The following is a 22046-nucleotide window of genomic DNA, read 5'->3' on the forward strand; positions in this document are numbered from 1 at the left end:
ACAAGGGGTTCGTCGGCGTGGTGCGTCAACGGGCAACCGGCCGGGAGGACTTGAAGGCCTCCCGGCCGGTACACGGCACCCGCACGGCCGTACCCGGACATGCTGTCCGGTCCGTATATCGGACGTGAGACGCCCGGGTTGCCCACGCGTTAACGCGCCCGCGTCAGCCGCCCCGGGCGGACCCGGACGGAGCCGCCCCGTTCTCCCCGTCCGAACCGTCCGAACCCTCCACACCGTCCGCACCCTTCGAACCCTCCGGCGGACCGTCCTCCTCCGCTGTCTCCCCCGGCGTCTCCTCCGCCACCTCCCCCGGCGTCTCCAGCAGCCCCTCCGGCGGCACCACCTGCTTCTCCTCCGCGAAGTGGCAGGCCGAGTCGTGCCCGGCCGGGGTGTCCGCCAGCCGGAAGACGGCCGGGACCGCCAGCAGCGGCACCTCCAGTTCGCACCGCTCCTGCGCCTTCCAGCACCGGGTGCGGAAGCGGCAGCCGGAGGGCGGGTTGGCGGGCGAGGGGACGTCGCCGTGCAGGATGATCCGCTCCCGGTGCTCCCGGGCAGCCGGGTCCGGCACCGGGACGGCGGACAGCAGCGCCTGGGTGTACGGGTGCGTGGGATGGTCGTAGATCTGCTCGTCGGAGCCGATCTCGACGATCCGGCCCAGGTACATCACGCCGACCCGGTCGGAGATGTGCCGGACGATCGACAGGTCGTGCGCGATGAAGACGTAGGCGAGCCCGAACTCCGCCTGGAGCCGGTCCAGCAGGTTGACGACCTGCGCCTGCACGGAGACGTCGAGGGCGGAGACGGGTTCGTCGGCGACGATGATCTCGGGGTTCAGCGCGAGGCCGCGGGCGATACCGATGCGCTGGCGCTGGCCGCCGGAGAACTGGTGCGGGTAGCGGTTGATGTACTCCGGGTTGAGGCCGACGACGTCCAGCAGGTCCTGCACCTTGCGGCGCCGCTCCCCCTTCGGGGCCACCTCGGGGTGGATCTCGTACGGCTCCCCGATGATGTCGCCGACCGTCATGCGCGGGTTCAGCGAGGTGTACGGGTCCTGGAACACCATCTGGATGTTGCGGCGCACGGCCTTCAGGGCACGGCCGGACAGCTTGGTGATGTCCTCGCCCTTGTACTTGATCGCGCCGGCCGTCGGCTGTTCCAGATGGACCAGCATCTTCGCCACGGTCGACTTGCCGCAGCCGGACTCCCCCACGATGCCGAGCGTCTCGCCGGCCGCGAGGTCGAAGGAGACCCCGTCGACCGCCTTGACGGCGCCGATCTGCTTCTTGATCAGGATGCCCTGGGTCAGCGGGTAGTACTTGACCAGATCGCGGACCTCCAGGATCGGTTCGCCGCCTTCGCGCGCTTCAGCGTGCATCGAGCGTCTCCTTCCAGAAGTAGCAGGCGCTCTCGCGGTGCTCGGCCACCTCGAACAGCGGCGGCACCTCGCCCCGGCAGATCTCCTGGGCCATCGGGCAGCGCGGGTTGAAGGCGCAGCCGGGCGGGATGTGCAGCAGGTTGGGCGGCAGGCCCTTGATCGCGTACAGCTCCCGGCCCTTCTGGTCCAGGCGCGGGATCGACCGGAGCAGGCCCTTGGTGTACGGGTGGGCGGGCGCCCGGTAGATCTCGTGGACCGGGGCGGACTCGACGATCCGGCCCGCGTACATGACGGCGATCTTGTCGGCGACGTCCGCGACCACGCCCAGGTCGTGGGTGATCAGGATCAGGCCCATGTTCAGCTCGCGCTGGAGCTCGGCGAGCAGGTCCATCACCTGGGCCTGGACGGTCACGTCGAGGGCGGTGGTGGGTTCGTCCGCGATGATCAGCGACGGTTCCAGCGCCATCGCCATGGCGATCATGATGCGCTGGCGCATGCCGCCGGAGAACTGGTGCGGGAAGTTCCCGACGCGTTCCTTCGCCGCCGGGATGCGGACCCGGTCCATCAGTTCCACGGCCTTCAGCTTCGCGTCCTTGTGGGACATCCCCCGGTGCACGACGAACATCTCGCCGAGCTGCTCCCCGACGCTGAGCACGGGGTTGAGGGAGGAGAGCGCGTCCTGGAAGATCATGGCCATCTCCTGGCCGCGGATCTTCCGGCGTTCCTCCTTCTTCATCTTCAGCAGGTCGCGGTCCTTGAAGAGGATCTCGCCGCCGCTGATCTTTCCCGGGGGCATGTCGAGGATGCCCATGATGGCCTGGGCGGTGACCGACTTGCCGGAGCCGGACTCGCCGAGGACTGCCAGCGTCTCGCCCTCGGCCACCGAGTAGTCGACCCCGTTGACGGCCTTGGCCACTCCGTCGCGGGTGTGGAACTCCACGTGCAGATCGCGCACTTCGAGCAACATGGCAGCGGACTCCTCAGCGCAGCTTGGGGTCGAGGGCGTCGCGCACCGCGTCGCCGAGCATGATGAAGGCGAGCACGGTGACCGCCAGGGCTCCGGCGGGCCAGAGCAGCATGTGCGGGGCGTTGCGGATGTACTGGGAGGCGGCGGAGATGTCGATGCCCCAGGAGACGGCCGGCGGTTTCAGGCCGACGCCGAGGAACGAGAGGGTCGCCTCCAGTGAGATGTACGTACCGAGCGCGATGGTCGCGACGACGATGACCGGCGCGATGGCGTTCGGGGTGATGTGGCGCAGCAGCATCCGCGAGTTGGAGGCGCCGAGCGCCCGTGCCGCCTGTACGTAGTCGTTCTGTTTGGCGGTGATCACGGAGCCGCGGGCGATGCGGGCGATCTGCGGCCAGCCCAGCAGCACGATGAAGCCGATCACCGGCCAGACGGTGGAGCTGGTGACCACGGAGAGGAAGACCAGGCCGCCGAGGACCACGGGGATGCCGAAGAAGACGTCGGTGAGGCGGGAGAGGATCGAGTCCCACCAGCCGCCGAAGAACCCGGCCAGGCCGCCGAGGACACCGCCGAGCAGGGTGACGCCGAGGGTGGCGCAGACGCCGACGGTCACCGAGTTCCTGGCCCCGTAGACGGTACGGGTGTACACGTCGCAGCCCTGTCCGTCGAAGCCGAAGGGGTGTCCGGGCTGGGAGCCCTGCTGGGCCTTGGCCAGGTCACAGTTGAGAGGGTCCTGGTCGGCGATCAGCGACGGCCAGATCGAGATGATCACCAGGAAGAGGATGATCAGGGCGGAGATGATGAAGACCGGGTTGCGGCGCAGGTCCCGCCAGGCGTCGGACCACAGGCTGCGCGGCTTCTCGGCCGGGCCGGTGCCCTCGGGGCCGCCGGGTGTCTTTTCGAGGGTCGTGCCCTCCTCCAGGGCGAGGTCCATCACGCCTCCCGCTCCGGCCGGTGAGATCGACTCGTCCGGTGTCTGCTCAGGCATAGCGGATCCTCGGGTCGAGTACGGCGTACAGCAGGTCGACGATCAGGTTCGCCGCCAGGAAGACGAGGACGAGGATGGTGACGAAGCCGACGACGGTCTGGGAGTTCTGGCGCAGGATGCCCTGGTAGAGCTGGAAACCGACGCCGTGGATGTTGAAGATCCGCTCCGTGACGATCGCCCCGCCCATCAGCGCGCCCACGTCGGTGCCGATGAAGGTGACGACCGGGATCAGTGAGTTGCGCAGCAGGTGCCGGATGACGACGCGGCGCCTGGGCAGGCCCTTGGCGACGGCGGTACGGACGTAGTCGGCGCGGGCGTTCTCCGCGATGGAGGTCCGGGTGAGCCGGGTGACGTACGCCAGGGAGACCGAGGCGAGGACGAGGCCGGGCACGAGCAGCTCGTTGAAGGGGGCCTCCGGCGAGACGGAGGGTTTGATGATGCCCCACTCGACTCCGAGGAGGAGCTGGAGCAGCAGGCCGGTGACGAAGGTCGGGATGGAGATGACGACCAGGGTCAGGATGAGCACGGTGGTGTCGACGGGGCGGCCGCGGCGCAGGCCGGTGACGACGCCGAGGCTGATGCCGATGACGATCTCGAAGACGATCGCGACGACGGTGAGCCGGATCGTGATGGGGAAGGCGGTGGCCATCAGCTCGGTGACCTTCTGCCCGTTGAACGCGGTGCCGAAGTCGCCGGTGAAGACATTGCCCATGTAGGTGAGGTATTGCTGCCAGACGGGCTTGTCGAGGCCGAACTCCGCGCGGAGCTGGGCCTCGGTCGCGGGGTCGCACGCGCGGTCGCCGCAGAGACCCGCGATGGGGTCGCCCATCACGTTCACCATGAGGAAGATCAACAGCGTCGTGCCGAAGAAGACCGGGATCATCTGCAGCAGCCGCCGGATCACATAACGTCCCATGCGGGGCTCCGGGGGTCGCGGGGGTCAGGGGCTCGGGAGTGACGCGTCGGGGGGACGGGCAGGCCGGGAGGCCGGCGCCAGGAGCGCACCGGCCACCCGGCCTCAACGGGTCACTTGACCTTGATCTGCTCGTAGACCGGGACGCTGAACTGGTTCAGCGACACGTTGGAGATCCGGTCCGAGTAGCCGGCGCTGCCGTTCTGGTACCAGAGCGGGATGACGGGCATCTGGGCGACCAGGACCTTCTCCGCGTCCTGGAAGGTGGAGACGGCCCTGGCCCGGTCGGACTCGGCGTTGGCCTTGTCGACGAGCCCGTCGAACTCCTTGTTGCTCCACTTGCCGTCGTTGGACGAGGCGTCGGTGTAGTACAGGGGCTGGAGGAAGTTCTGGATGAGCGGGTAGTCCATCTGCCAGCCGGCCCGCCAGGCACCGGTCAGCTTCTGCTGGGTGACCTGGTTGCGGAAGTCTGCGAAGGTGCCGACCGGGGCGCCGACGCAGGCCTTGTTGTTGCCCATCACCTTGTTGATGCTGTTGCAGACGGCGTCGACCCACTCCTTGTGGGAGCCGGTGTCGCCGTTGTACGAGATCTTGAGCTGGCCGCCGGGGATGCCGCCGCCTTCCTGGATCAGCTTCTTGGCGTTCGCCGCGTTGTACTCGCAGGGCGCGCCGCACAGCCCCTCCTTGAAGCCGCCGTCCACGCCGAGGACCGGGGAGGTCCAGTCGGAGGCGGGGGTGCGGGTCTTCTGGAAGATCTGATCGGTGATCTGCGCGCGGTTGATCGCCATCGACAGGCCCTGCCGGACCTTGGCGCCGTTCGGGGTGTCCCACTTCTTGTCGTAGAAGGGGAAGGCGAGGGTCTGGATGATGCCGGCCGGGGTGTTGATGTACCGGTCGCCGAGGTCCGCCTTGACGTTCTTCAGCTGCGAGGCGGGCACGTCGTCGACGAGGTCGAGGTTGCCGGCCGTCAGGTCCGTGTAGGCGGTGTTGTTGTCGGTGTAGACCTTGAGGTCGATGCCGCCGTTCTGCGCCTTGTCGGCTCCGGGGTACTTGTCCCACTTGCGCAGGCTCATCGAGGAGCCCTTGGTGTACTTGTCGACGGTGTACGGCCCGTTGCCGATCGGCTTGGCCACCCAGGCGGCGTGGTCGGTGTAGAACGCCTTGGGCAGCGGGGCGAAGGCCGGGTAGCCGAGGGTGTCCGGCCAGAGGGAGAACTTCTGCGACAGCTTGACGGTGAACGTCTTGTCGTCGACGACCTTGAGGCCGGAGAGCGTGTTCGCGGTGGAGCTGCCGGTGTCCGGGTGGACGTCCTTGTAGCCGTCGATGTAGCCGAAGAAGTAGGCGTTCTTCTGATTGTTCTTCAGCAGGGCGCCGTAGTTCCAGGCGTCGACGAACGACTTGGAGGTGATCTTCTCGCCGTTGCTGAAGGTCCAGCCGTCCTTCAGGGTGATCGTGAAGTTCTGGTTGTCCTTGGTGTCGATCTTCTCGGCGAGCATGTTGTCGGCCGCGCCGGTCTTCGGGTCGTACCGCTTGAGCCCGCGGAAGACCATGTCGAGGACCTTGCCGCCCTGCACCTCGTTGGTGTTCGCGGGTTCCAGCGGGTTCTGCGGGTCACCCCACGAAGAGCTCACGATTCCGTTCGCCCCACCGCCGCCACTGCTGCTGCCCCCGCCGCCACATGCCGTCGCCGCCAGGGCGACGACGACCGCGCATGCGGCCCACCTGGCCTGTGTGGCTCCGCGCATGGAGTGCCTCCTCGTAGTGCTCCGTCTCACTTAGGGTCAAATATCACCGCATCACGGACATCACGCACATTTACTCCACCCATTCGGGCGCGCCGGAGCCCACCCGAGTGGCACCTCACGACCGGAGGAGCTCCGGCCGTGACCCCCGGCAGACGGCGGAGCGATAACGACCACGCATCGAATGCGCATCGACCGCGAACCCGGGCGACCGGCCGTACGAATTCCGAGACATCCGCGCCCGCATATCGGATTCATTGCCGGACTTCACCCGTTAAGTCGCGAATGCATCTTCGCTATAGCCAAGCGGAACCAAAGACACCCCCTAATTCAGGTCATGAATTGGTCAAATTTCAAAAGAGCGTGCCAAGGGCGTCGGACATTCATTGACCCTGCATGAATTGCGTTGAAAAAGTCCGGGTAGCCCGTAGGTGTTGCCCTGCGGAGTCCTTCGACCCTCCGGGCCAGGAGCACCATGACAAGTCCAACCACGAACGCAGCCAAGACAGTTGAAGCGGTGGACGCGAAGTCGCAGATACCGGGCGCTTCGACACCCAAGGGCGCCGAAGGGCGCTCACCGGGAAAGCTGGCCTGGCGGCGCTTCAAGCGCGACCGCACCGGCGTGATTTCGGCCTATGTGGTCATTGCCTTCTTCCTGTTGGCCATCTGCGCACCACTGATCGCCAAGCTCTACGGCAAGGATCCGTACACGACGTACGGCCAGGACAACCCTGAACTGCTCAACGGCTTCGGCTATCCGGCCCTGCCCAACGGCGGTATCAGCGGCGACTTCTGGTTCGGCATCGAGCCCCAGCTGGGCCGGGACGTCTTCACGTTCCTGCTGTACGGGATCCGCACCTCGCTGCTCCTCGCGGCGGCGGCCACCATTCTCGTCACGCTCATCGGCGTGGCCATCGGCATCACCGCCGGTTACCTGGGCGGCAAGACGGACTACTTCATCGGCCGGGTCATCGACATCCTGCTGTCGTTCCCGTCGACGCTCTTCTTCATCGCCTTCATGCCGGTCGTCTACGGGCTGTTCGTCTCGCCGGACGACGAGATCCCGACGTCGCTGCGGGCCATCTGTCTGATCCTCGCCCTCACCGGCTTCGGCTGGGCCTCGATGGCCCGTCTGCTGCGCGGCCAGGTGCTGGCCCTGCGCGAACGGGAGTTCATCGAGGCCGCGAAGGTGACCGGGGCCTCGCCCGCCCGGATCATCTTCAAGGAACTGCTGCCGAACCTCTGGACTCCGATCCTGATCCAGTCCACCCTCGCCCTGCCGGCCTTCGTGACGGCCGAGGCGGGTCTGGCCTTCCTCGGTGTCGGCATCATCGACCCGACTCCCGACTGGGGCGTGATGATCCAGCGCGGGGCGTCGTTCTACACGGACGACATCACCTTCATGCTCTTCCCGGGCATCTCGATGATCATGTTCGTGCTCGCCTTCAACCTGCTCGGCGACTCCGTACGCGACGCGCTCGACCCGAAGTCCAAGGGCTGAGCCTTCGTTCCGCACAGCCCGGCCCCCGTGGTCCGGCCTGCCGTTCCTGCTTCGTCCACCGACCTCAAGGACCGATACGCATGTCTTTCTCCCGCAGAAACTTCCTCATCGCCACCGGTGTGGCGGCCGCTAGCTCCACCGTCCTGAGCGCATGCAGCAGCGGTGACGCGGGCGGCGGCAAGGGGAGCGGCGACGGCCCCAAGAAGGTCACCGGCAGCAAGGGCGCCGAGATCCTGGTCGGCACCAAGGCCGACTCCACCGGCCCCGCCCCCGAGGTCCCGGGCGCGGTCAAGGGCGGCACGCTCTACACGATGGAGACGATGGACTGCGACCACCTGGACCCGGCACAGATCTGGTCGTCGTACGAGAGCCTCCTCACCCCGCTGTTCATGCGCGGCCTGGTCGGCTACAAGGTGGCCGACGACGGCACCACCACCCTCGTGGGCGACCTCGCCACCGACGCCGGCACCACCAAGGACGGCGGCAAGACCTGGTCCTTCACCCTGAAGGACGGCGGGAAGTGGGAGGACGGCTCGGACATCACGATGGAGGATGTCCGCCACACCTTCGAGCGGCTCTTCGCCAAGTTCGTGACGTTCGGCCCGCGTTACCCGCAGCAGTGGCTCGTCGGCGGCGAGAAGTACAAGGGCCCCTACGAGGGCAAGCACCTGGACTCCATCGAGATCGACGGCAAGACCGTCACCTTCCATCTCAAGGAGGCCCGCGCCGACTTCAACTTCACGCTGGGCATGCGTTCCTTCTCCTTGGTGCCGAAGAAGCACGACAACAAGGAGGACTACGACAAGAAGCCGTTCTCCTGCGGCCCGTACAAGATCGACGCCCGTCAGATCGGCAAGTCGATGTCGCTGTCGCGCAACCCGCACTGGGACCCGAAGACGGACCCGATCCGCAACGCGTACCCGGACAAGTTCCAGCTGCAGTTCGGCTTCCAGTGGCTGGCGTCCACGGACCGTTACATGGCGGACCAGGGCAACGACCAGCACACGGTGTCGATCTTCAACGAGGTCGCGGCCGAGCGCATCCAGAAGGCCCTCGGTGACCCGGCGCTGAAGAAGCGCATCATGACGCATCTCGACGCGGCGACGTACTACTACGCGATCAACACCAAGCGGATCCCCGACGTGAAGGTCCGTCAGGCGCTCAACTACGCCTGGCCCGCGCAGCAGACCCAGCTGATCCGCGGCGGCGCCTCCTCCTCCGAGATCGCCACCACGATCATCAGCCCGCTCACCCCGGGCCACATCGACTTCGACCTCTACGGCAAGAAGAAGAAGCCCGCCGGTGACCCGGACAAGGCCAAGCAACTGCTGAAGGACGCCGGCAAGGAAGGCCAGAAGATCATCATCGCCTTCCAGCAGTCCGACAACGCGGTCAAGCAGGCGGTCGCCATCAAGAACGCGCTCACCAAGGCGGGCTTCGACGTGGTGACGAAGCAGGTCGACAAGACCACCTTCTACAGCCAGATCGCCCAGATCGACAACCACTACGACATGTTCGCGGCCGGCTGGTCCGCCGACTGGCCGGGCGGCTACACGGCCCTCCAGCCGACCTTCGACGGCCGGGTGATCGCCGACGGCGCGTCCAACTGGCCCCAGCTGAACGACGCGGGCGTCAACAAGGCCATCGACGCGGCGGCCAAGATCACCGACACGGAAGAGGCCAACAAGGCCTGGGGCGCGATCGACCGGCAGATCATGGAGCTGGCCGCGTGCGTGCCGGACTACTGGCCGATCCGCAACTGGCTGTACGGCTCCAAGGTCGGCGGCGTGGTCTACGACGGCGGAAACAACGGCATCGCGATCACCAAGCTCTACGCCAAGGCGTGATCCCGAGGGGACGGCCTGCCGGACCGGCAGGCCGTCCCCGGTCCCGGTCATTCACCCGCTCTCCGCCCCTCGGCGACGGCGCCGCACCCGGAAAGTCACGACCCCATGTTTCGATTTCTTCTCCGCCGCGTGACCGGCGCTCTCGTCATTCTGTTGATCATCAGCGCCATCACCTTCTACCTCTTCTACGCGATACCCCGTGACCCCGCCCGCCTGGCCTGCGGCAAGGTCTGTACGCCCGAGCTCATCACGCAGATCAAGCAGAACCTGGGTATCGCCGACCCGATGCCCGTCCAGTACTGGAACTGGCTGTCCGGCATCTTCGTCGGGCGCGACTACGGCAACTACGGCCACTGCCCGGCGCCCTGCCTCGGCTACTCGTTCACCAACCGCCAGCCGGTGTTCGGCACGATCATGGACCGGCTGCCGCTGACCCTCTCGCTCTCGCTGGGCGCGGCCTTCTTCTTCCTCGTCTTCGGTGTCGGCGCGGGCATGCTCGCCGCGGTCAAGCAGGGCAAGGCGCTCGACAAGATCGCCAGCTCCGCCTCGCTGCTCGGCTCCTCGCTGCAGATCTACTTCGTCGGCTACATCGCGATGTTCCTCCTGGTGCAGCAGATGGGCCTGCTCGAACAGCCCTCGTACACACCGTTCACCGAGAACCCCGGCAAGTGGGCCGGCGGCCTGCTGCTCCCCTGGCTGGTGCTGTCGATCATCTTCACCGCCAACTACACCCGTATGACCCGCTCCCAACTGGTGGAACAGCTCAGTGAGGACTACGTCCGCACCGCGCGCGCCAAGGGGCTGTCCCGCCGCTCGGTCTTCTTCCGCTTCGCCTGGCGCGGGGCCATGGGTCCGATCGTCACGATCTTCGGCATCGACCTGGGCACCCTGATCGGCGGCGCCATCATCACCGAGCAGACCTTCAGCCTCCAGGGGCTCGGCCAGCTCTCCATCCGCTCCGTCGACACCAGCGACCTGCCCATGCTGCTCGGCGTCACCATCGTCGCGGCGGGCGCGATCGTCTTCGCCAATATCGTCGTGGACGCCGTGTACGGCCTCATCGACCCACGGATCCGGCTCGCCTGACCGCCCCCCGTTCCGGCCCACCTCTTCTCCCGCAACATCCTCCTGGAGCGTCCCCGTGACGAGCACCGATCAGCAGCCACTCCTCTCCGTCAGGGATCTGCACGTCCACTTCTCGACCGAGGACGGCGTCGTCAAGGCCGTCGACGGCCTCTCCTTCGACGTGGAGAAGGGCAAGACCCTCGGCATCGTCGGTGAGTCCGGCTCCGGGAAGTCCGTCACCAACCTGACGATCCTGGGCCTGCACAACCCCGACCACACCGAGATCGACGGCGAGATCCTGCTCGACGGACAGGACCTGCTCGCCGCCTCGGAGCGGCAGCTGGAACGGCTGCGCGGCAACAAGATGGCCATGATCTTCCAGGACGCCCTGGCGTCGCTCTCGCCGTACCACACCATCGGCAAGCAGATCGGTGAGGCCTACCGCAAGCACACCGGGGCCTCCAAGCGCGAAGCCAGGGCGCGGGCCGTGGAGATGCTCACCAAGGTGGGCATCCCGCAGCCCGACATGCGGGTGGACGACTATCCGCACCAGTTCTCCGGTGGCATGCGCCAGCGCGCCATGATCGCCATGGCGCTGGTCTGCGACCCGGAACTGCTGATCGCGGACGAGCCGACCACCGCGCTGGACGTCACCGTGCAGGCCCAGATCATGGACCTGCTGAAGGACCTCCAGCAGGAGACCGGCACCTCGATCGTCTTCATCACCCACGACCTCGGTGTCATCGCCGACATCGCGGACGACGTGCTGGTGATGTACGGCGGGCGCTGCGTGGAGCGCGGTACGAAGAAGGAGGTGCTGAGGGCGCCCCAGCACCCGTACACCTGGGGCCTGCTGGGTTCCATGCCGAGTCTCGAAGGACCGGTCGACGTACCGCTGTCGCCGATCCCCGGCTCCCCGCCGAGCCTTCTCAACCCGCCGACCGGCTGCCGCTTCCACCCCCGGTGCACGTTCACCGAGCAGGTCGGCGGCAAGCGCTGCGCGACCGACCAGCCGCCGCTGGAGCTCACCGCCGGGCGCGGCGCCGCCTGCCACCTCACCGCGGAGCAGCGCGCCGAGTTCTTCGCGGACTTCGCCGGCACCCGGCCCAACTGACGTACAAGAGACGGGACTTCCCCACCAATGAGCAGCAAAGATCCTCTCCTGGACGTCTCCGGACTCACCAAGCACTTCCCGATCAAGGCGGGCTTCCCGATCCGGCGGACGGTGGGTGCGGTCCAGGCCGTCGACGGGCTGGACTTCAGCATCGGCGAGGGCGAGAGCCTGGGCCTGGTCGGTGAGTCCGGCTGCGGCAAGTCGACCACGGGCCGGCTGATCACCCGGCTCCTTGAGCCGACGGCCGGCCGGATCTCCTACCGCGGGCAGGACATCACCCATGCCTCGCGCAAGCAGCTGGCCCCGGTCCGCTCCGAGATCCAGATGATCTTCCAGGACCCGTACGCCTCGCTGAACCCGCGGCAGACCGTCGGCAAGATCATCACCGCGCCGATGGAGATCAACGACATCGACCCGGCGGGCGGCCGCGAGGCGCGCGCCCGGGAGCTGCTGGAGATCGTCGGGCTCAACCCGGAGCACTACAACCGCTTCCCGCACGAGTTCTCCGGCGGCCAGCGCCAGCGCATCGGGGTGGCCCGCGCGCTCGCCCTGGACCCGAAGCTGATCGTGGCCGACGAGCCGGTCTCGGCGCTGGACGTGTCGATCCAGGCCCAGGTGGTGAACCTGCTGCAGGAGCTGCAGAAGGAACTCGGCATCGCGTTCCTGTTCATCGCCCACGACCTGGCCATCGTGCGCCACTTCTCGCAGCGCGTGGCGGTCATGTACCTCGGCCGGATCGTGGAGATCGCCGACCGCGCGGACCTGTACGGCAACCCGCGCCACCCGTACACCAGGGCGCTGCTCTCGGCCGTGCCCGAGGCGACCGCCGACGACGCCCCGTCCCGCGAGCGCATCCTGCTCACCGGCGACGTGCCCTCCCCGGTCAACCCGCCGTCGGGCTGCCGCTTCCGCACGCGCTGCTGGAAGGCGACGGACAAGTGCGCGAGCGAGGCCCCGCCGCTGGTGCGGGTGGAGGGCAGCCGGGAAGGCCATCTGACGGCCTGCCACTACCCCGAGGACACCCAGACCCTCTCGGTCGTCCCGAAGGCCCGTGACGCCGCGTCCGGGCCGAAGCTCACCAAGGACAAGGTCACCGAAGACCCGAAGGCCGGGGGCTGACACCCCCGCCCCGGCCCCGGGGCGCCTCGCCGACAGGGATCCGACCGGTCCCCGGACGCGGGGCGCCCCGGTCCCACGGAGCCGAGCACGTGAGCCCATCGACCCGAGCCACCTGCGAGCCCGGTTCCCGGGTACATGGGAAAGGGCGCCCGGAACCGATCGGTTCCGGGCGCCTTCGTGCTCCCACCACCGGGAGGGAATCACGAGAACCCACGGAATCCGCACTTCCTCATAAAGAACCTCAATAGTCCCTCAAGTCACTTATCTCACACCGAAGTTGACCCATAGCGTATGACGCGTACCGCACAACAAGGCCCCAAATCAGGAGGACCTGCGTGAAGCGTGTCATCAGTACCGTCGTCACCGGCGCTCTGCTCGGCGCCGGCGTCGTGGCCGGATCGGCGGCACCCGCCTCGGCGGGGACGAAGTGCGACGACACCCCGATCTACTCCATCGGGGACAAGAAGACCGTCTGGCGCGCCACCCAGGTGCACAGCGACTGGGCGAAGCCCGGCGTGACCATCAGCTACGCCAAGAACAAGACGGGGTCCTGGACCGCCACCGGCACGGCGACCGTCGGCGCCGAGGCGGGTGTCATCTTCGCGAAGGCGTCCACCTCGTTCAGCGTCGCCATCGGCAAGACCTGGTCCAAGTCGGACACCTGGACCTACTCGGCGAAGGTTGAGAAGAAGAAGGGCAAGACCCGCGGCCGCCTGATGATGTACCACGAGGCCAAGGGCTTCAGTGTCACGAAGTCCCACCTGGAGCCGAAGCCCGGCGGCGGCTGCAAGAAGGTCACGAACTGGAAGAAGCCCAACAACGTCGCCCCGGTCAAGAAGAGCAGCAACCTGTGGGGCATCCAGTACAAGTAGTCGGGGCCGTCGGGCACGTACCGTCATGAACAGCGGAGGATGACGGTACGCCTGCCGGGCACGACGCGAAAGCGCCCGGAACCGGCGGGTTCCGGGCGCTTTCGCGTTATTCCGGCCGTACTACGAAGCTCCTTCGGGCCGTGCTACGAAGCCGCGCCGACGATGTCCTTCTCCTCGGCGAAGTGGCAGGCCGACTCGTGTGCCGCGGGGCTGTCCGAGCCCTTGAAGCGCTCGGGAACGGCCAGCAGGGGCAGCTCCGTGGAGCACTTGTCCTGGACCTTCCAGCACCGGGTACGGAAGCGGCAGCCCGACGGCGGGTTCGCCGGCGACGGGACGTCACCGGTGAGGATGATCCGCTCGCCGCGCTCACGGGCCTCGGGGTCCGGGACCGGGACCGCCGACAGCAGCGCCTGGGTGTAGGGGTGCGTCGGGTGGTCGTAGATCTCGGTGTCCGTGCCGATCTCGGCCATCTTGCCGAGGTACATCACGCCGACCCGGTCGGAGATGTGCCGGACGATCGACAGGTCGTGCGCGATGAAGACGTAGGACAGGTTGAACTCGTCCTGGAGCTTCTCCATCAGGTTGATGACCTGCGCCTGCACCGACACGTCGAGCGCGGAGACCGGCTCGTCGCAGATGATGATCTCCGGGTTGAGCGCGAGGCCGCGGGCGATGCCGATGCGCTGGCGCTGGCCGCCGGAGAACTGGTGCGGGTAGCGGTTGATGTACTCCGGGTTGAGGCCGACGACGTCCAGCAGCTCCTGGACCTTGGCCCTCCGGTCGCCCTTCGGGGCCACCTCGGGGTGGATGTCGAAGGGCTCGCCGATGATGTCGCCGACCGTCATGCGCGGGTTCAGCGAGGTGTACGGGTCCTGGAACACCATCTGGATGTTCCGGCGCACGGCCTTCAGCGCGCGGCCGGACAGCCGGGTGATGTCCTGGCCCTTGTAGAAGACCTCGCCGGACGTGGCCGTCTCCAGCGCCATCAGCAGCCGGGCGACCGTGGACTTGCCACAGCCCGACTCGCCGACGATGCCGAGCGTCTCGCCCTGGTAGAGGTCGAAGGAGACCCCGTCCACGGCCTTGACCGCGCCGACCTGGCGCTTGAACAGGATGCCCTGGCTCAGCGGGAAGTGCTTGACCAGATTGCGCACCTGGAGGATCGGCTCACCGCGGTCCACCGGAGCTTCGATGGCCGCGACCGCCGCCGATTCGTCGACGGCGTCGACCGCCTTGACCTCGGTGACGTTCGGGGTGGCGTCCATGGAACCGTCCGTCTTGTCGAGCTCAGCCATGGATCGTCTCCTTCCAGAAGTGGCAGGCGCTGCCGCGTCCGGGCAGTTCGCTGCCGTCCTGCTCGGAGACCGGCACCAAGGCCGGGATCTCCGTGCGGCAGATGTCCTCCGCCTTGGGGCAGCGGGGGTTGAAGGCGCAGCCGGACGGGATCTTGAGCAGGTTGGGCGGCAGGCCCTTGATCGCGTAGAGCTCCTGGCCCTTCTGGTCGAGCCGCGGGATCGAGTCGAGCAGACCGCGGGTGTACGGGTGCGCGGGCCGCTTGTACAGCTCGTGCACCGGTGCCGTCTCGACGATCCGGCCCGCGTACATGACCGCGATCTTGTCCGCGACGTCGGCGACCACGCCGAGGTCGTGGGTGATCAGGATCAGGCCCATGTTGAACTCCGTCTGGAGCTCCTTGAGCAGGTCCATGACCTGGGCCTGAACCGTCACGTCGAGCGCGGTGGTCGGCTCGTCCGCGATGATCAGGTCCGGCTCCAGCGCCAGTGCCATGGCGATCATGATGCGCTGGCGCATACCGCCGGAGAACTGGTGCGGGTAGTCGTTGACCCGCTGCTTGGCGGCGGGGATCTTGACCCGCTCCATCAGCTCGATGGCCTTGAGCTTGGCCTGCTTCTTGGAGAGTCCCTGGTGGACCCGGAACATCTCGCCGAGCTGGTAGCCGACCGAGAGCACGGGGTTGAGCGAGGAGAGCGCGTCCTGGAAGATCATCGCGATCTTCTGGCCACGGATCTTCCGCCGCTCCTCGTAGCTCATGGTGAGCATGTCCTGGCCGCGGTACAGGATCTGGCCCTGCGGGATCTTGCCGGGCGGCATGTCGAGAATGCCCATGATCGCCTGAGCGGTCACGGACTTGCCGGAACCGGACTCACCGAGTACGGCCAGGGTCTCGCCCGAGTCGACGCTGTAGTTCACACCGTTGACGGCCTTGGCGACACCGTCACGCGTGTGGAACTCCACGTGCAGGTCGCGCACTTCGAGGAGTCGGGCGTCGTCCGGCCCGCCGGAGCGGGGCGCCGGGATGTCTGCTGTCTTGTCCATGATGGTCACGTCGTACGCCCTCCTCAGCGCAGCTTCGGGTCGAGGGCGTCGCGGACCGCGTCGCCGAGCATGATGAACGCGAAGACCGTGAGGCTGAGCATTCCTGCCGGGAACAGCAGCGCATGCGGGTTGTCCCGGATGTCCTGGCTGCCCTGGGCGATGTCGATGCCCCACGAGATCGTCGGTTCCCCGAGCCCGAGTCCGAGGAACGAGAGCGTCGCCTCGGCCGAGATGTACCCGCCGAGCGCGATGGTGGCCACGACGATCGTCGGGGCGAGCGCGTTCGGAAGGACGTGCCGGAAGAGAATCCGCGGGGTGCCGGCGCCGAGCGCGCGCGCCGCCGTCACGTAGTCCGCCTGCTTGGCGGTGATCACCGAGGCACGCATCACACGGCAGATCGAGGTCCAGCCCAGGAAGGCCAGGGCCAGGATCACCACGTACACCTTGCGGTCGGTGAAGGCGTTCAGGACGACCATCGCACCGAGCAGGAACGGGATGCCGAAGAAGATGTCGGTGACCCGGGAGATGATCGAGTCGAGCCAGCCGCCGAAGTAACCGGCGAGCATGCCCAGCAGGCCGCCGACCACGGTGACCGCGGCGGTGACGCCGACGCCGACCATGATCGAGGCGCGGGTGCCGTAGATGACACGCGCGTAGATCGAGCGTCCCTGACCGTCGTAACCGAACCAGTCGGGCTGGAAGAAGTGCCCCAGCTCCGGCTTGGTCAGGAAGTGGTTGGTCAGGTCGCCGTCGCGCGGGTCCGCGCCGGTGAACAGCCCGGGGAACGCGGCGACGATCAGCAGGAGCAGCAGGAGGATCGAGGAGATCCAGAACATCGGGCGGTGGCGCAGGTCGAACCAGGCGTCGCCCCAGAGGCTGCGCGGCTTGTCCTGGGTCTTGCCCTTGCCGTCCGCAGCCGCGGGAGCGGCAGCCGCGTCCACCGCCGCTTCGGTCTTGGTCTCGGTGACGTCAGGCATACCGGATCCTCGGGTCCAGGACCGCGTACAGCAGGTCGACGAGCAGGTTGATCACAAGGATGACGAGGACGAAGACCGTGACAACGCCGACGATCGTCGAGCCCTCGCGCTGCTGCAGCGCCTTGAAGAGCAGGTTTCCGACACCCTGGACGTTGAAGATGCCCTCGGTCACGACCGCGCCGCCGATGAAGCCGCCGACGTCCGTGCCGAGGAAGGTGACGACCGGGATCAGCGAGTTGCGCAGCAGGTGGACACCGACGATGCGACGTCGCGGCAGGCCCTTGGCCATGGCGGTACGCATGTAGTCGGCGCGCAGGTTCTCCGCGAAGGTGGTGCGGGTCAGCCGTGCCACGTACGCCATGGAGAGCATGGCAAGCACGAAGCCCGGCAGGAACAACTGCGCGTAGTCCGTGGAGTCCTGGACGTTCGGTGCCACCCAGCCGAGCTGGTCCGCGAGGACGAAGCGGGCGAGGAAGCCGAGCACGAACACCGGGATCGAGATGACGATCAGGGTGAAGATCAGCACGCCGGTGTCGGCGGCCTTGCCGGCCCGCAGACCCGCCCAGGCGCCGAGCCCGATGCCGACGATGATCTCGATGAGCATCGCCACGGCGGTCAGCCGCAGCGTCACCGGGAAGGACTCGGACATCTCGTCGATGACTTCGCGGCCACCGAAGGTCTTGCCGAAGTCGCCCTGGAAGAGATTGCCCATGTAGTCGACGTACTGCTTCCACAGGGGCTGGTCGAGTCCGAACTCATGGCGCAGCGACGCGACCTGTGCGGGGTCTGCCGCCTTGTCTCCCCACATCGCCCGGATTGGGTCACCGGGAAGGATGTGGACCATGAGGAAAATAATCAGAGTGGTCCCGATGAATACCGGGATCATCTGGAGCAGTCGCCTTGCGACGTAACGCCCCATCATGCCTCCATGCCGTGAGGGGTCGGCGATGGCCTACTCAGAGTGGTCTCCGCCGCGGGGGTGTGGGGGGAGAGCCCAGGGGGCCTACGCCTACGGGCCGGTTCCGCCGTCCCAGGAGAGGGACGGCGAAACCGGCCTTCGGATCCCGATGGTTACTTCTTGGCCTTCACCTGGACGTCGGTGAAGATCGGGTCACCGTCCTGGCCGTAAGGAATCTTGCCGAAGACGTTGACCGACTGGCCCGAGTTGTTCTTGTAGAACCACAGCGGGATGGCCGGCATGTCGTTCTTCAGGAGCTGCTCGGCGTCCTGGTACATCTTGACGGTCTCGTCGAGCGTCTTCGCCTTGTCGGCCTTCGACGCGAGCTCGTCGAACTCCTTGTTGGAGTAGCCCGAGGTGTTACCGGCGGCGGTGGTGCCGTACAGGTCGCGCATGAAGTTCGAGTTGACCGGGTAGTCGAGCACCCAGCCACCGCGGTACATGGACTTGACCTGCTTGTTGTCGCGGGCGTTCAGGTCCGCCTGGAAGTCCGGCTTGGAGTCACCGACGCACTCGACGTTGACGGCCTTGCGGATGCTGTTGCAGACCGCGTCGACCCACGGCTTGTGGGACTGGTCGGCGTTGAACTGGATCGAGATCTTGTTGCCCGGGACGCCGCCACCCTCCTGGATGAGCTTCTTCGCCTGGGCCGGGTCGTACTTCGTGACGTCACCGAGGGCGCCGGCCTTGTAGCCGAGCACACCGCGGGCGACGAACGAGTCGGCCGGGGTACGGGTGCCGTGCAGCACGGTCTTGGTGATCGTGTCACGGTCGATGGCCATGGACAGACCCTGGATGACCTTGGGGTTGATGTCCTTGAACTGCTTGGTGTAGAACGCCGGGACGATCGACTGGATCGCGGAGTACTCGGCGTCGATGGCGCGGTCGCCGAGGTCCTGCTTGTAGCTGGTCAGCGAGGTGACCGGGATGGCCTCGATCCAGTCGAGGTTGTTCGACCGCAGGTCCGAGTAGGCGGCGTCGGCGGTGGTGTAGTTCTTGAAGTCGATGCCACCGTTCTTGGCCTTGTTCGGGCCCTGGTAGTCGTCGAACTTCCGGACCTTGATCAGCTTCTTGTGGTCCCACGAGACGAACTTGTAGGGGCCGTTGCCGATCGGCTTCTGGCCGGCGGCGGCCGGGTCCTTGAAGAAGGACTCGGGCAGCGGCGCCCAGACGTCGTAGCCGAGCTTGTACGCGAAGTACGAGACCGGGCCGGTCAGGCTGATCGTGAAGGTGTTCTCGTCGACGATCTTCAGACCGGACATCTTGTCGGCCTTCGGAGCACCCTTCGCGGGGTGGACGTCCTCGTAGCCCTTGATGTCCTGGAACCAGCTGGAGTTGGTCTGGTTGTTCTTGACGTTGGCCGACCAGTTCCAGGAGTCCACGAAGGACTTGGAGGTGACCGTGGTGCCGTCGTGGAACTTCCAGCCCGGCTTGAGCTTGACGGTCCACACGGACGAGTCCGCGTTGGGCGTCACGGACTCGGCGTTGATGTACTCGAGCTTGCCGGTGCCGGGCTCGTAGTCGACCAGGCCGGAGAAGATCGTGCGCAGGACACGGCTGCCCTGGCTCTCCTTGGCGTTCGCCGGCTGCAGCGGGTTCTGCGGCTCGCTCAGCTGGGCGGTCAGGATCCCGTTCGGGTCCGCCTTGCCCGAGCTCATGCTGTCGTCGTTACCGCTGTCGCTACCACCACAGGCGGTCGCGGCCAGGGCGATGATGGCCGCTCCCGCGACCCACTTGGCGCTCTTGGCACCACGCATGGGTTTCCTCCTCATGAGTCCACTTTTGACTACAAGAAGGGCACTGGAGTTGATACACCGACACCCCTGACGGTGATCGTTTCAGTGCCCCTAGTGTGCTCGTGAGTCGGCACTCCCCACAGTGCGTGACCCATTGACCCGAGCTCAATGGAGCCAACTATTAAGTACGTCCGGGCTGTAAACCACACTTAAGGGGTCTCGTTTTGACAACATCAAGGAATCGCGAATGACCGAAATCCGGACAAAGGGATCCCAGACAGACACGCTCGAAACGGACCGTTAACGCAGCTTTCGGAGAGCGACGATCGATATGCGGACGGATGGCCGAAGAAAACCACTGGACAAGGGCGTGATGGGTCTACCCGGAAGTACCTTTCCGGTTCCAACTGGTTGCTGATGCACACGGATACGCCCCGGCGCCCCGTCGGGCCATCGCACAACAGGGCCCGGCCCCCCGTCAACTGACGGAAGGCCGGGCCCCGTTGTACCTACCGGCGCGCCCGGCGCCGGTGTCGGATCAGCGCTTGGCGCGCGACGCGGCGCGGCCGCGCTCCTTCTGGTCGAGGACGACCTTGCGGATACGGACCGTCTCCGGGGTCACCTCGATGCACTCGTCCTCGCGGCAGAACTCCAGGGACTGCTCCAGCGAGAGCTTGCGGGCCGGCACCACGTTCTCCGTGGTGTCGGCGGAAGCCGCACGCATGTTGGTGAGCTTCTTCTCCTTGGTGATGTTCACGTCCATGTCGTCGGCGCGCGAGTTCTCGCCGACGATCATGCCCTCGTAGACCTCGGTGCCGGCCTCGGTGAAGATGACACCGCGCTCCTGGAGGTTGACCATGGCGAACGGCGTCACGGAGCCCGCGCGGTCGGCGACCAGCGAGCCGTTGTGACGGGTGCGGAGCTCGCCGAACCACGGCTCGTGGCCCTCGAAGATGGAGTGCGCGATGCCCGTGCCGCGGGTCTGCGTCAGGAACTCCGTACGGAAGCCGATGAGGCCGCGGGACGGAACGATCCACTCCATGCGGACCCAGCCCGAACCGTGGTTCGTCATCGTCTCCATGCGGCCCTTGCGGGTCGCCATCAGCTGGGTGATCGCGCCGAGGTGCTCCTCGGGGGAGTCGATCGTCATGCGCTCGATCGGCTCGTGGGTCTTGCCGTCGACCTGCTTGGTGACGACCTCCGGCTTGCCGACCGTGAGCTCGAAGCCCTCACGGCGCATCTGCTCGACGAGGATGGCCAGCGCGAGCTCACCGCGGCCCTGGACCTCCCAGGCGTCGGGGCGCTCGGTGTCCAGGACGCGGAGCGAGACGTTACCGATCAGCTCGCGGTCGAGGCGGTCCTTCACCTGGCGGGCGGTGACCTTGTGGCCCTTGCCGCCCTTGCCGACCAGCGGCGAGGTGTTGGTGCCGATGGTCATCGAGATGGCCGGCTCGTCGACCGTGATCAGCGGCAGCGCGATCGGGTTCTCGGGGTCGGCCAGGGTCTCGCCGATCATGATGTCCGGGATACCGGCGATGGCGCAGATGTCACCGGGGCCCGCCACCTCGGCCGGCTTGCGGGTGAGCGCCTCGGTCATCAGGAGCTCGGTGATGCGGACGTTGGACATCGTGCCGTCGCGCTTGATCCAGGTGACGGTCTGGCCCTTGCGCAGCTCGCCCTGCTCGACGCGGCAGAGCGCGATACGGCCGAGGAAGTTGTCGGCGTCCAGGTTGGTGACGTGGGCCTGGAGGGGGGCTTCCTCGTCGTACTCCGGGGCCGGGACGTGCGCCAGGATCGTGGAGAAGAACGGCTCCAGGTTGTCGCTGTCCGCCGGGACGGTGCCGTCCTCCGGCTTGGTCAGCGAGGCGACGCCGTCACGGGCGCAGGCGTAGACGATCGGGAACTCGATCTGGTCCTCGTCCGCGTCCAGGTCCAGGAAGAGGTCGTACGTCTCGTCGACGACCTCGGCGATCCGGGAGTCCGGGCGGTCGGTCTTGTTGATGCAGAGGATGACCGGCATCTTCGCGGAGAGCGCCTTGCGCAGCACGAAGCGGGTCTGCGGGAGCGGGCCCTCGGAGGCGTCGACCAGGAGCACCACCGCGTCCACCATCGACAGACCGCGCTCGACCTCGCCACCGAAGTCGGCGTGGCCGGGGGTGTCGATGATGTTGATCGTGATCGGGTCCCCGCCGTCCTTGGGGTGATACTTCACCGCCGTGTTCTTGGCGAGGATCGTGATGCCCTTCTCACGCTCCAGGTCGTTCGAGTCCATCATGCGTTCGTCGAGGTTCTCGGCGGCGTGCGCGGCGAAGGCGCCGGCCTGCCTGAGCATGGCGTCGACCAGCGTGGTCTTGCCGTGGTCGACGTGGGCGACGATGGCTACGTTACGGATGTCGTGGCGCGTGGGCATGGGTGGCTTGCGCTTCTCTCGGATCGTGGGATCAGGCGTCTAAGTCGGTCTCAAGTCCTCGTACGCCCGCCGGGCGGACACGCCACGGCTCGTCCAATGGTACGGGGCTGGCGCCGCCGCGGCTT

17 protein-coding genes are annotated in these 22046 nt (G+C 66.9%); 6 read left to right on the forward strand and 11 right to left on the reverse strand.

What is annotated here, in order from left to right; genetic code table 11:
* Positions 1 to 163: 163 nt before the first annotated feature.
* The 5 genes from OG842_RS13860 to OG842_RS13880 all read right to left on the reverse strand — a co-directional run bounded on the left by OG842_RS13860 (position 164) and on the right by OG842_RS13880 (position 5988).
* On the reverse strand, positions 164 to 1375 hold the full coding sequence (locus tag OG842_RS13860) for an ABC transporter ATP-binding protein (protein ID WP_266729906.1): 1212 nt from the start codon (positions 1373 to 1375) through the stop codon (positions 164 to 166).
* Positions 1365 to 2342, reverse strand: a complete 978-nt coding sequence (locus OG842_RS13865) for an ABC transporter ATP-binding protein (protein ID WP_266729907.1) — start codon at positions 2340 to 2342, stop codon at positions 1365 to 1367. Before OG842_RS13865 ends, OG842_RS13860 begins: the two co-directional genes overlap by 11 nt.
* 13 nt (positions 2343 to 2355) lie before the next feature.
* Positions 2356 to 3330: an ABC transporter permease gene (locus OG842_RS13870; RefSeq protein ID WP_266729908.1), complete on the reverse strand. Its 975-nt coding sequence runs from the start codon at positions 3328 to 3330 to the stop codon at positions 2356 to 2358.
* Positions 3323 to 4246, reverse strand: a complete 924-nt coding sequence (locus OG842_RS13875; protein WP_266729909.1) for an ABC transporter permease — start codon at positions 4244 to 4246, stop codon at positions 3323 to 3325. The genes OG842_RS13870 and OG842_RS13875 overlap by 8 nt, the downstream gene beginning before the upstream one ends.
* 110 nt (positions 4247 to 4356) lie before the next feature.
* Entirely contained in the window at positions 4357 to 5988 is a 1632-nt protein-coding gene (locus OG842_RS13880) for a peptide ABC transporter substrate-binding protein (RefSeq protein ID WP_266729910.1), read from the reverse strand.
* 472 nt (positions 5989 to 6460) lie between these two features.
* Between OG842_RS13880 and OG842_RS13885 the strand changes: the two genes are divergently transcribed.
* The 6 genes from OG842_RS13885 (at position 6461) to OG842_RS13910 (ending at position 13503) form a co-directional block, all read left to right on the forward strand.
* Positions 6461 to 7486 (forward strand): ABC transporter permease, encoded by a 1026-nt coding sequence (locus tag OG842_RS13885; protein WP_266729911.1) that lies wholly within the window; start codon positions 6461 to 6463, stop codon positions 7484 to 7486.
* Positions 7487 to 7566: 80 nt separating this feature from the next.
* A complete protein-coding gene (locus tag OG842_RS13890; RefSeq protein ID WP_266729912.1) occupies positions 7567 to 9333 on the forward strand; it encodes an ABC transporter substrate-binding protein in 1767 nt (588 codons plus the stop codon).
* 105 nt (positions 9334 to 9438) lie between these two features.
* Positions 9439 to 10419: an ABC transporter permease gene (locus tag OG842_RS13895; RefSeq protein ID WP_266729913.1), complete on the forward strand. Its 981-nt coding sequence runs from the start codon at positions 9439 to 9441 to the stop codon at positions 10417 to 10419.
* A 55-nt stretch (positions 10420 to 10474) separates the two neighbouring features.
* Positions 10475 to 11512 (forward strand): ABC transporter ATP-binding protein, encoded by a 1038-nt coding sequence (locus tag OG842_RS13900; protein ID WP_266729914.1) that lies wholly within the window; start codon positions 10475 to 10477, stop codon positions 11510 to 11512.
* A 27-nt stretch (positions 11513 to 11539) separates the two neighbouring features.
* On the forward strand, positions 11540 to 12631 hold the full coding sequence (locus tag OG842_RS13905; protein ID WP_266729915.1) for an ABC transporter ATP-binding protein: 1092 nt from the start codon (positions 11540 to 11542) through the stop codon (positions 12629 to 12631).
* Positions 12632 to 12966: 335 nt separating this feature from the next.
* Positions 12967 to 13503: a hypothetical protein gene (locus OG842_RS13910; protein ID WP_266729916.1), complete on the forward strand. Its 537-nt coding sequence runs from the start codon at positions 12967 to 12969 to the stop codon at positions 13501 to 13503.
* Positions 13504 to 13646: 143 nt separating this feature from the next.
* Here the strand turns inward: OG842_RS13910 and OG842_RS13915 are convergent, their stop codons facing one another.
* From OG842_RS13915 to typA, 6 genes are all read right to left on the reverse strand, one after another.
* Positions 13647 to 14798, reverse strand: a complete 1152-nt coding sequence (locus OG842_RS13915; protein WP_266729917.1) for an ABC transporter ATP-binding protein — start codon at positions 14796 to 14798, stop codon at positions 13647 to 13649.
* On the reverse strand, positions 14791 to 15849 hold the full coding sequence (locus tag OG842_RS13920) for an ABC transporter ATP-binding protein (RefSeq protein WP_266729918.1): 1059 nt from the start codon (positions 15847 to 15849) through the stop codon (positions 14791 to 14793). Before OG842_RS13920 ends, OG842_RS13915 begins: the two co-directional genes overlap by 8 nt.
* Before the next feature lie 14 nt (positions 15850 to 15863).
* Positions 15864 to 16817 (reverse strand): ABC transporter permease, encoded by a 954-nt coding sequence (locus tag OG842_RS13925; protein ID WP_266729919.1) that lies wholly within the window; start codon positions 16815 to 16817, stop codon positions 15864 to 15866.
* The gene (locus OG842_RS13930) at positions 16810 to 17736 is read right to left on the reverse strand and encodes an ABC transporter permease (RefSeq protein ID WP_266733577.1); all 927 of its coding nucleotides are present in this window, start codon (positions 17734 to 17736) and stop codon (positions 16810 to 16812) included. The genes OG842_RS13925 and OG842_RS13930 overlap by 8 nt, the downstream gene beginning before the upstream one ends.
* 152 nt (positions 17737 to 17888) lie before the next feature.
* Positions 17889 to 19532: a peptide ABC transporter substrate-binding protein gene (locus OG842_RS13935; RefSeq protein WP_266729920.1), complete on the reverse strand. Its 1644-nt coding sequence runs from the start codon at positions 19530 to 19532 to the stop codon at positions 17889 to 17891.
* 517 nt (positions 19533 to 20049) lie between these two features.
* Positions 20050 to 21921 (reverse strand): translational GTPase TypA, encoded by a 1872-nt coding sequence (gene typA, locus OG842_RS13940; RefSeq protein ID WP_266729921.1) that lies wholly within the window; start codon positions 21919 to 21921, stop codon positions 20050 to 20052.
* Positions 21922 to 22046 lie beyond the last annotated feature (125 nt).

Source organism: Streptomyces sp. NBC_00376 (assembly GCF_036077095.1).
Classification (GTDB): Bacteria; Actinomycetota; Actinomycetes; order Streptomycetales; family Streptomycetaceae; genus Streptomyces.

Bases quoted from the DNA above. Each gene is read 5' to 3' on its own strand.
- OG842_RS13860 (WP_266729906.1), bottom strand. From the start codon at position 1,375: ATGCACGCTGAAGCGCGCGAAGGCGGCGAACCGATCCTGGAGGTCCGC.
- OG842_RS13865 (WP_266729907.1), bottom strand. From the start codon at position 2,342: ATGTTGCTCGAAGTGCGCGATCTGCACGTGGAGTTCCACACCCGCGAC.
- OG842_RS13870 (WP_266729908.1), bottom strand. From the start codon at position 3,330: ATGCCTGAGCAGACACCGGACGAGTCGATCTCACCGGCCGGAGCGGGA.
- OG842_RS13875 (WP_266729909.1), bottom strand. From the start codon at position 4,246: ATGGGACGTTATGTGATCCGGCGGCTGCTGCAGATGATCCCGGTCTTC.
- OG842_RS13880 (WP_266729910.1), bottom strand. From the start codon at position 5,988: ATGCGCGGAGCCACACAGGCCAGGTGGGCCGCATGCGCGGTCGTCGTC.
- OG842_RS13885 (WP_266729911.1), top strand. From the start codon at position 6,461: ATGACAAGTCCAACCACGAACGCAGCCAAGACAGTTGAAGCGGTGGAC.
- OG842_RS13890 (WP_266729912.1), top strand. From the start codon at position 7,567: ATGTCTTTCTCCCGCAGAAACTTCCTCATCGCCACCGGTGTGGCGGCC.
- OG842_RS13895 (WP_266729913.1), top strand. From the start codon at position 9,439: ATGTTTCGATTTCTTCTCCGCCGCGTGACCGGCGCTCTCGTCATTCTG.
- OG842_RS13905 (WP_266729915.1), top strand. From the start codon at position 11,540: ATGAGCAGCAAAGATCCTCTCCTGGACGTCTCCGGACTCACCAAGCAC.
- OG842_RS13915 (WP_266729917.1), bottom strand. From the start codon at position 14,798: ATGGCTGAGCTCGACAAGACGGACGGTTCCATGGACGCCACCCCGAAC.
- OG842_RS13925 (WP_266729919.1), bottom strand. From the start codon at position 16,817: ATGCCTGACGTCACCGAGACCAAGACCGAAGCGGCGGTGGACGCGGCT.
- OG842_RS13930 (WP_266733577.1), bottom strand. From the start codon at position 17,736: ATGGGGCGTTACGTCGCAAGGCGACTGCTCCAGATGATCCCGGTATTC.
- OG842_RS13935 (WP_266729920.1), bottom strand. From the start codon at position 19,532: ATGCGTGGTGCCAAGAGCGCCAAGTGGGTCGCGGGAGCGGCCATCATC.
- typA (WP_266729921.1), bottom strand. From the start codon at position 21,921: ATGCCCACGCGCCACGACATCCGTAACGTAGCCATCGTCGCCCACGTC.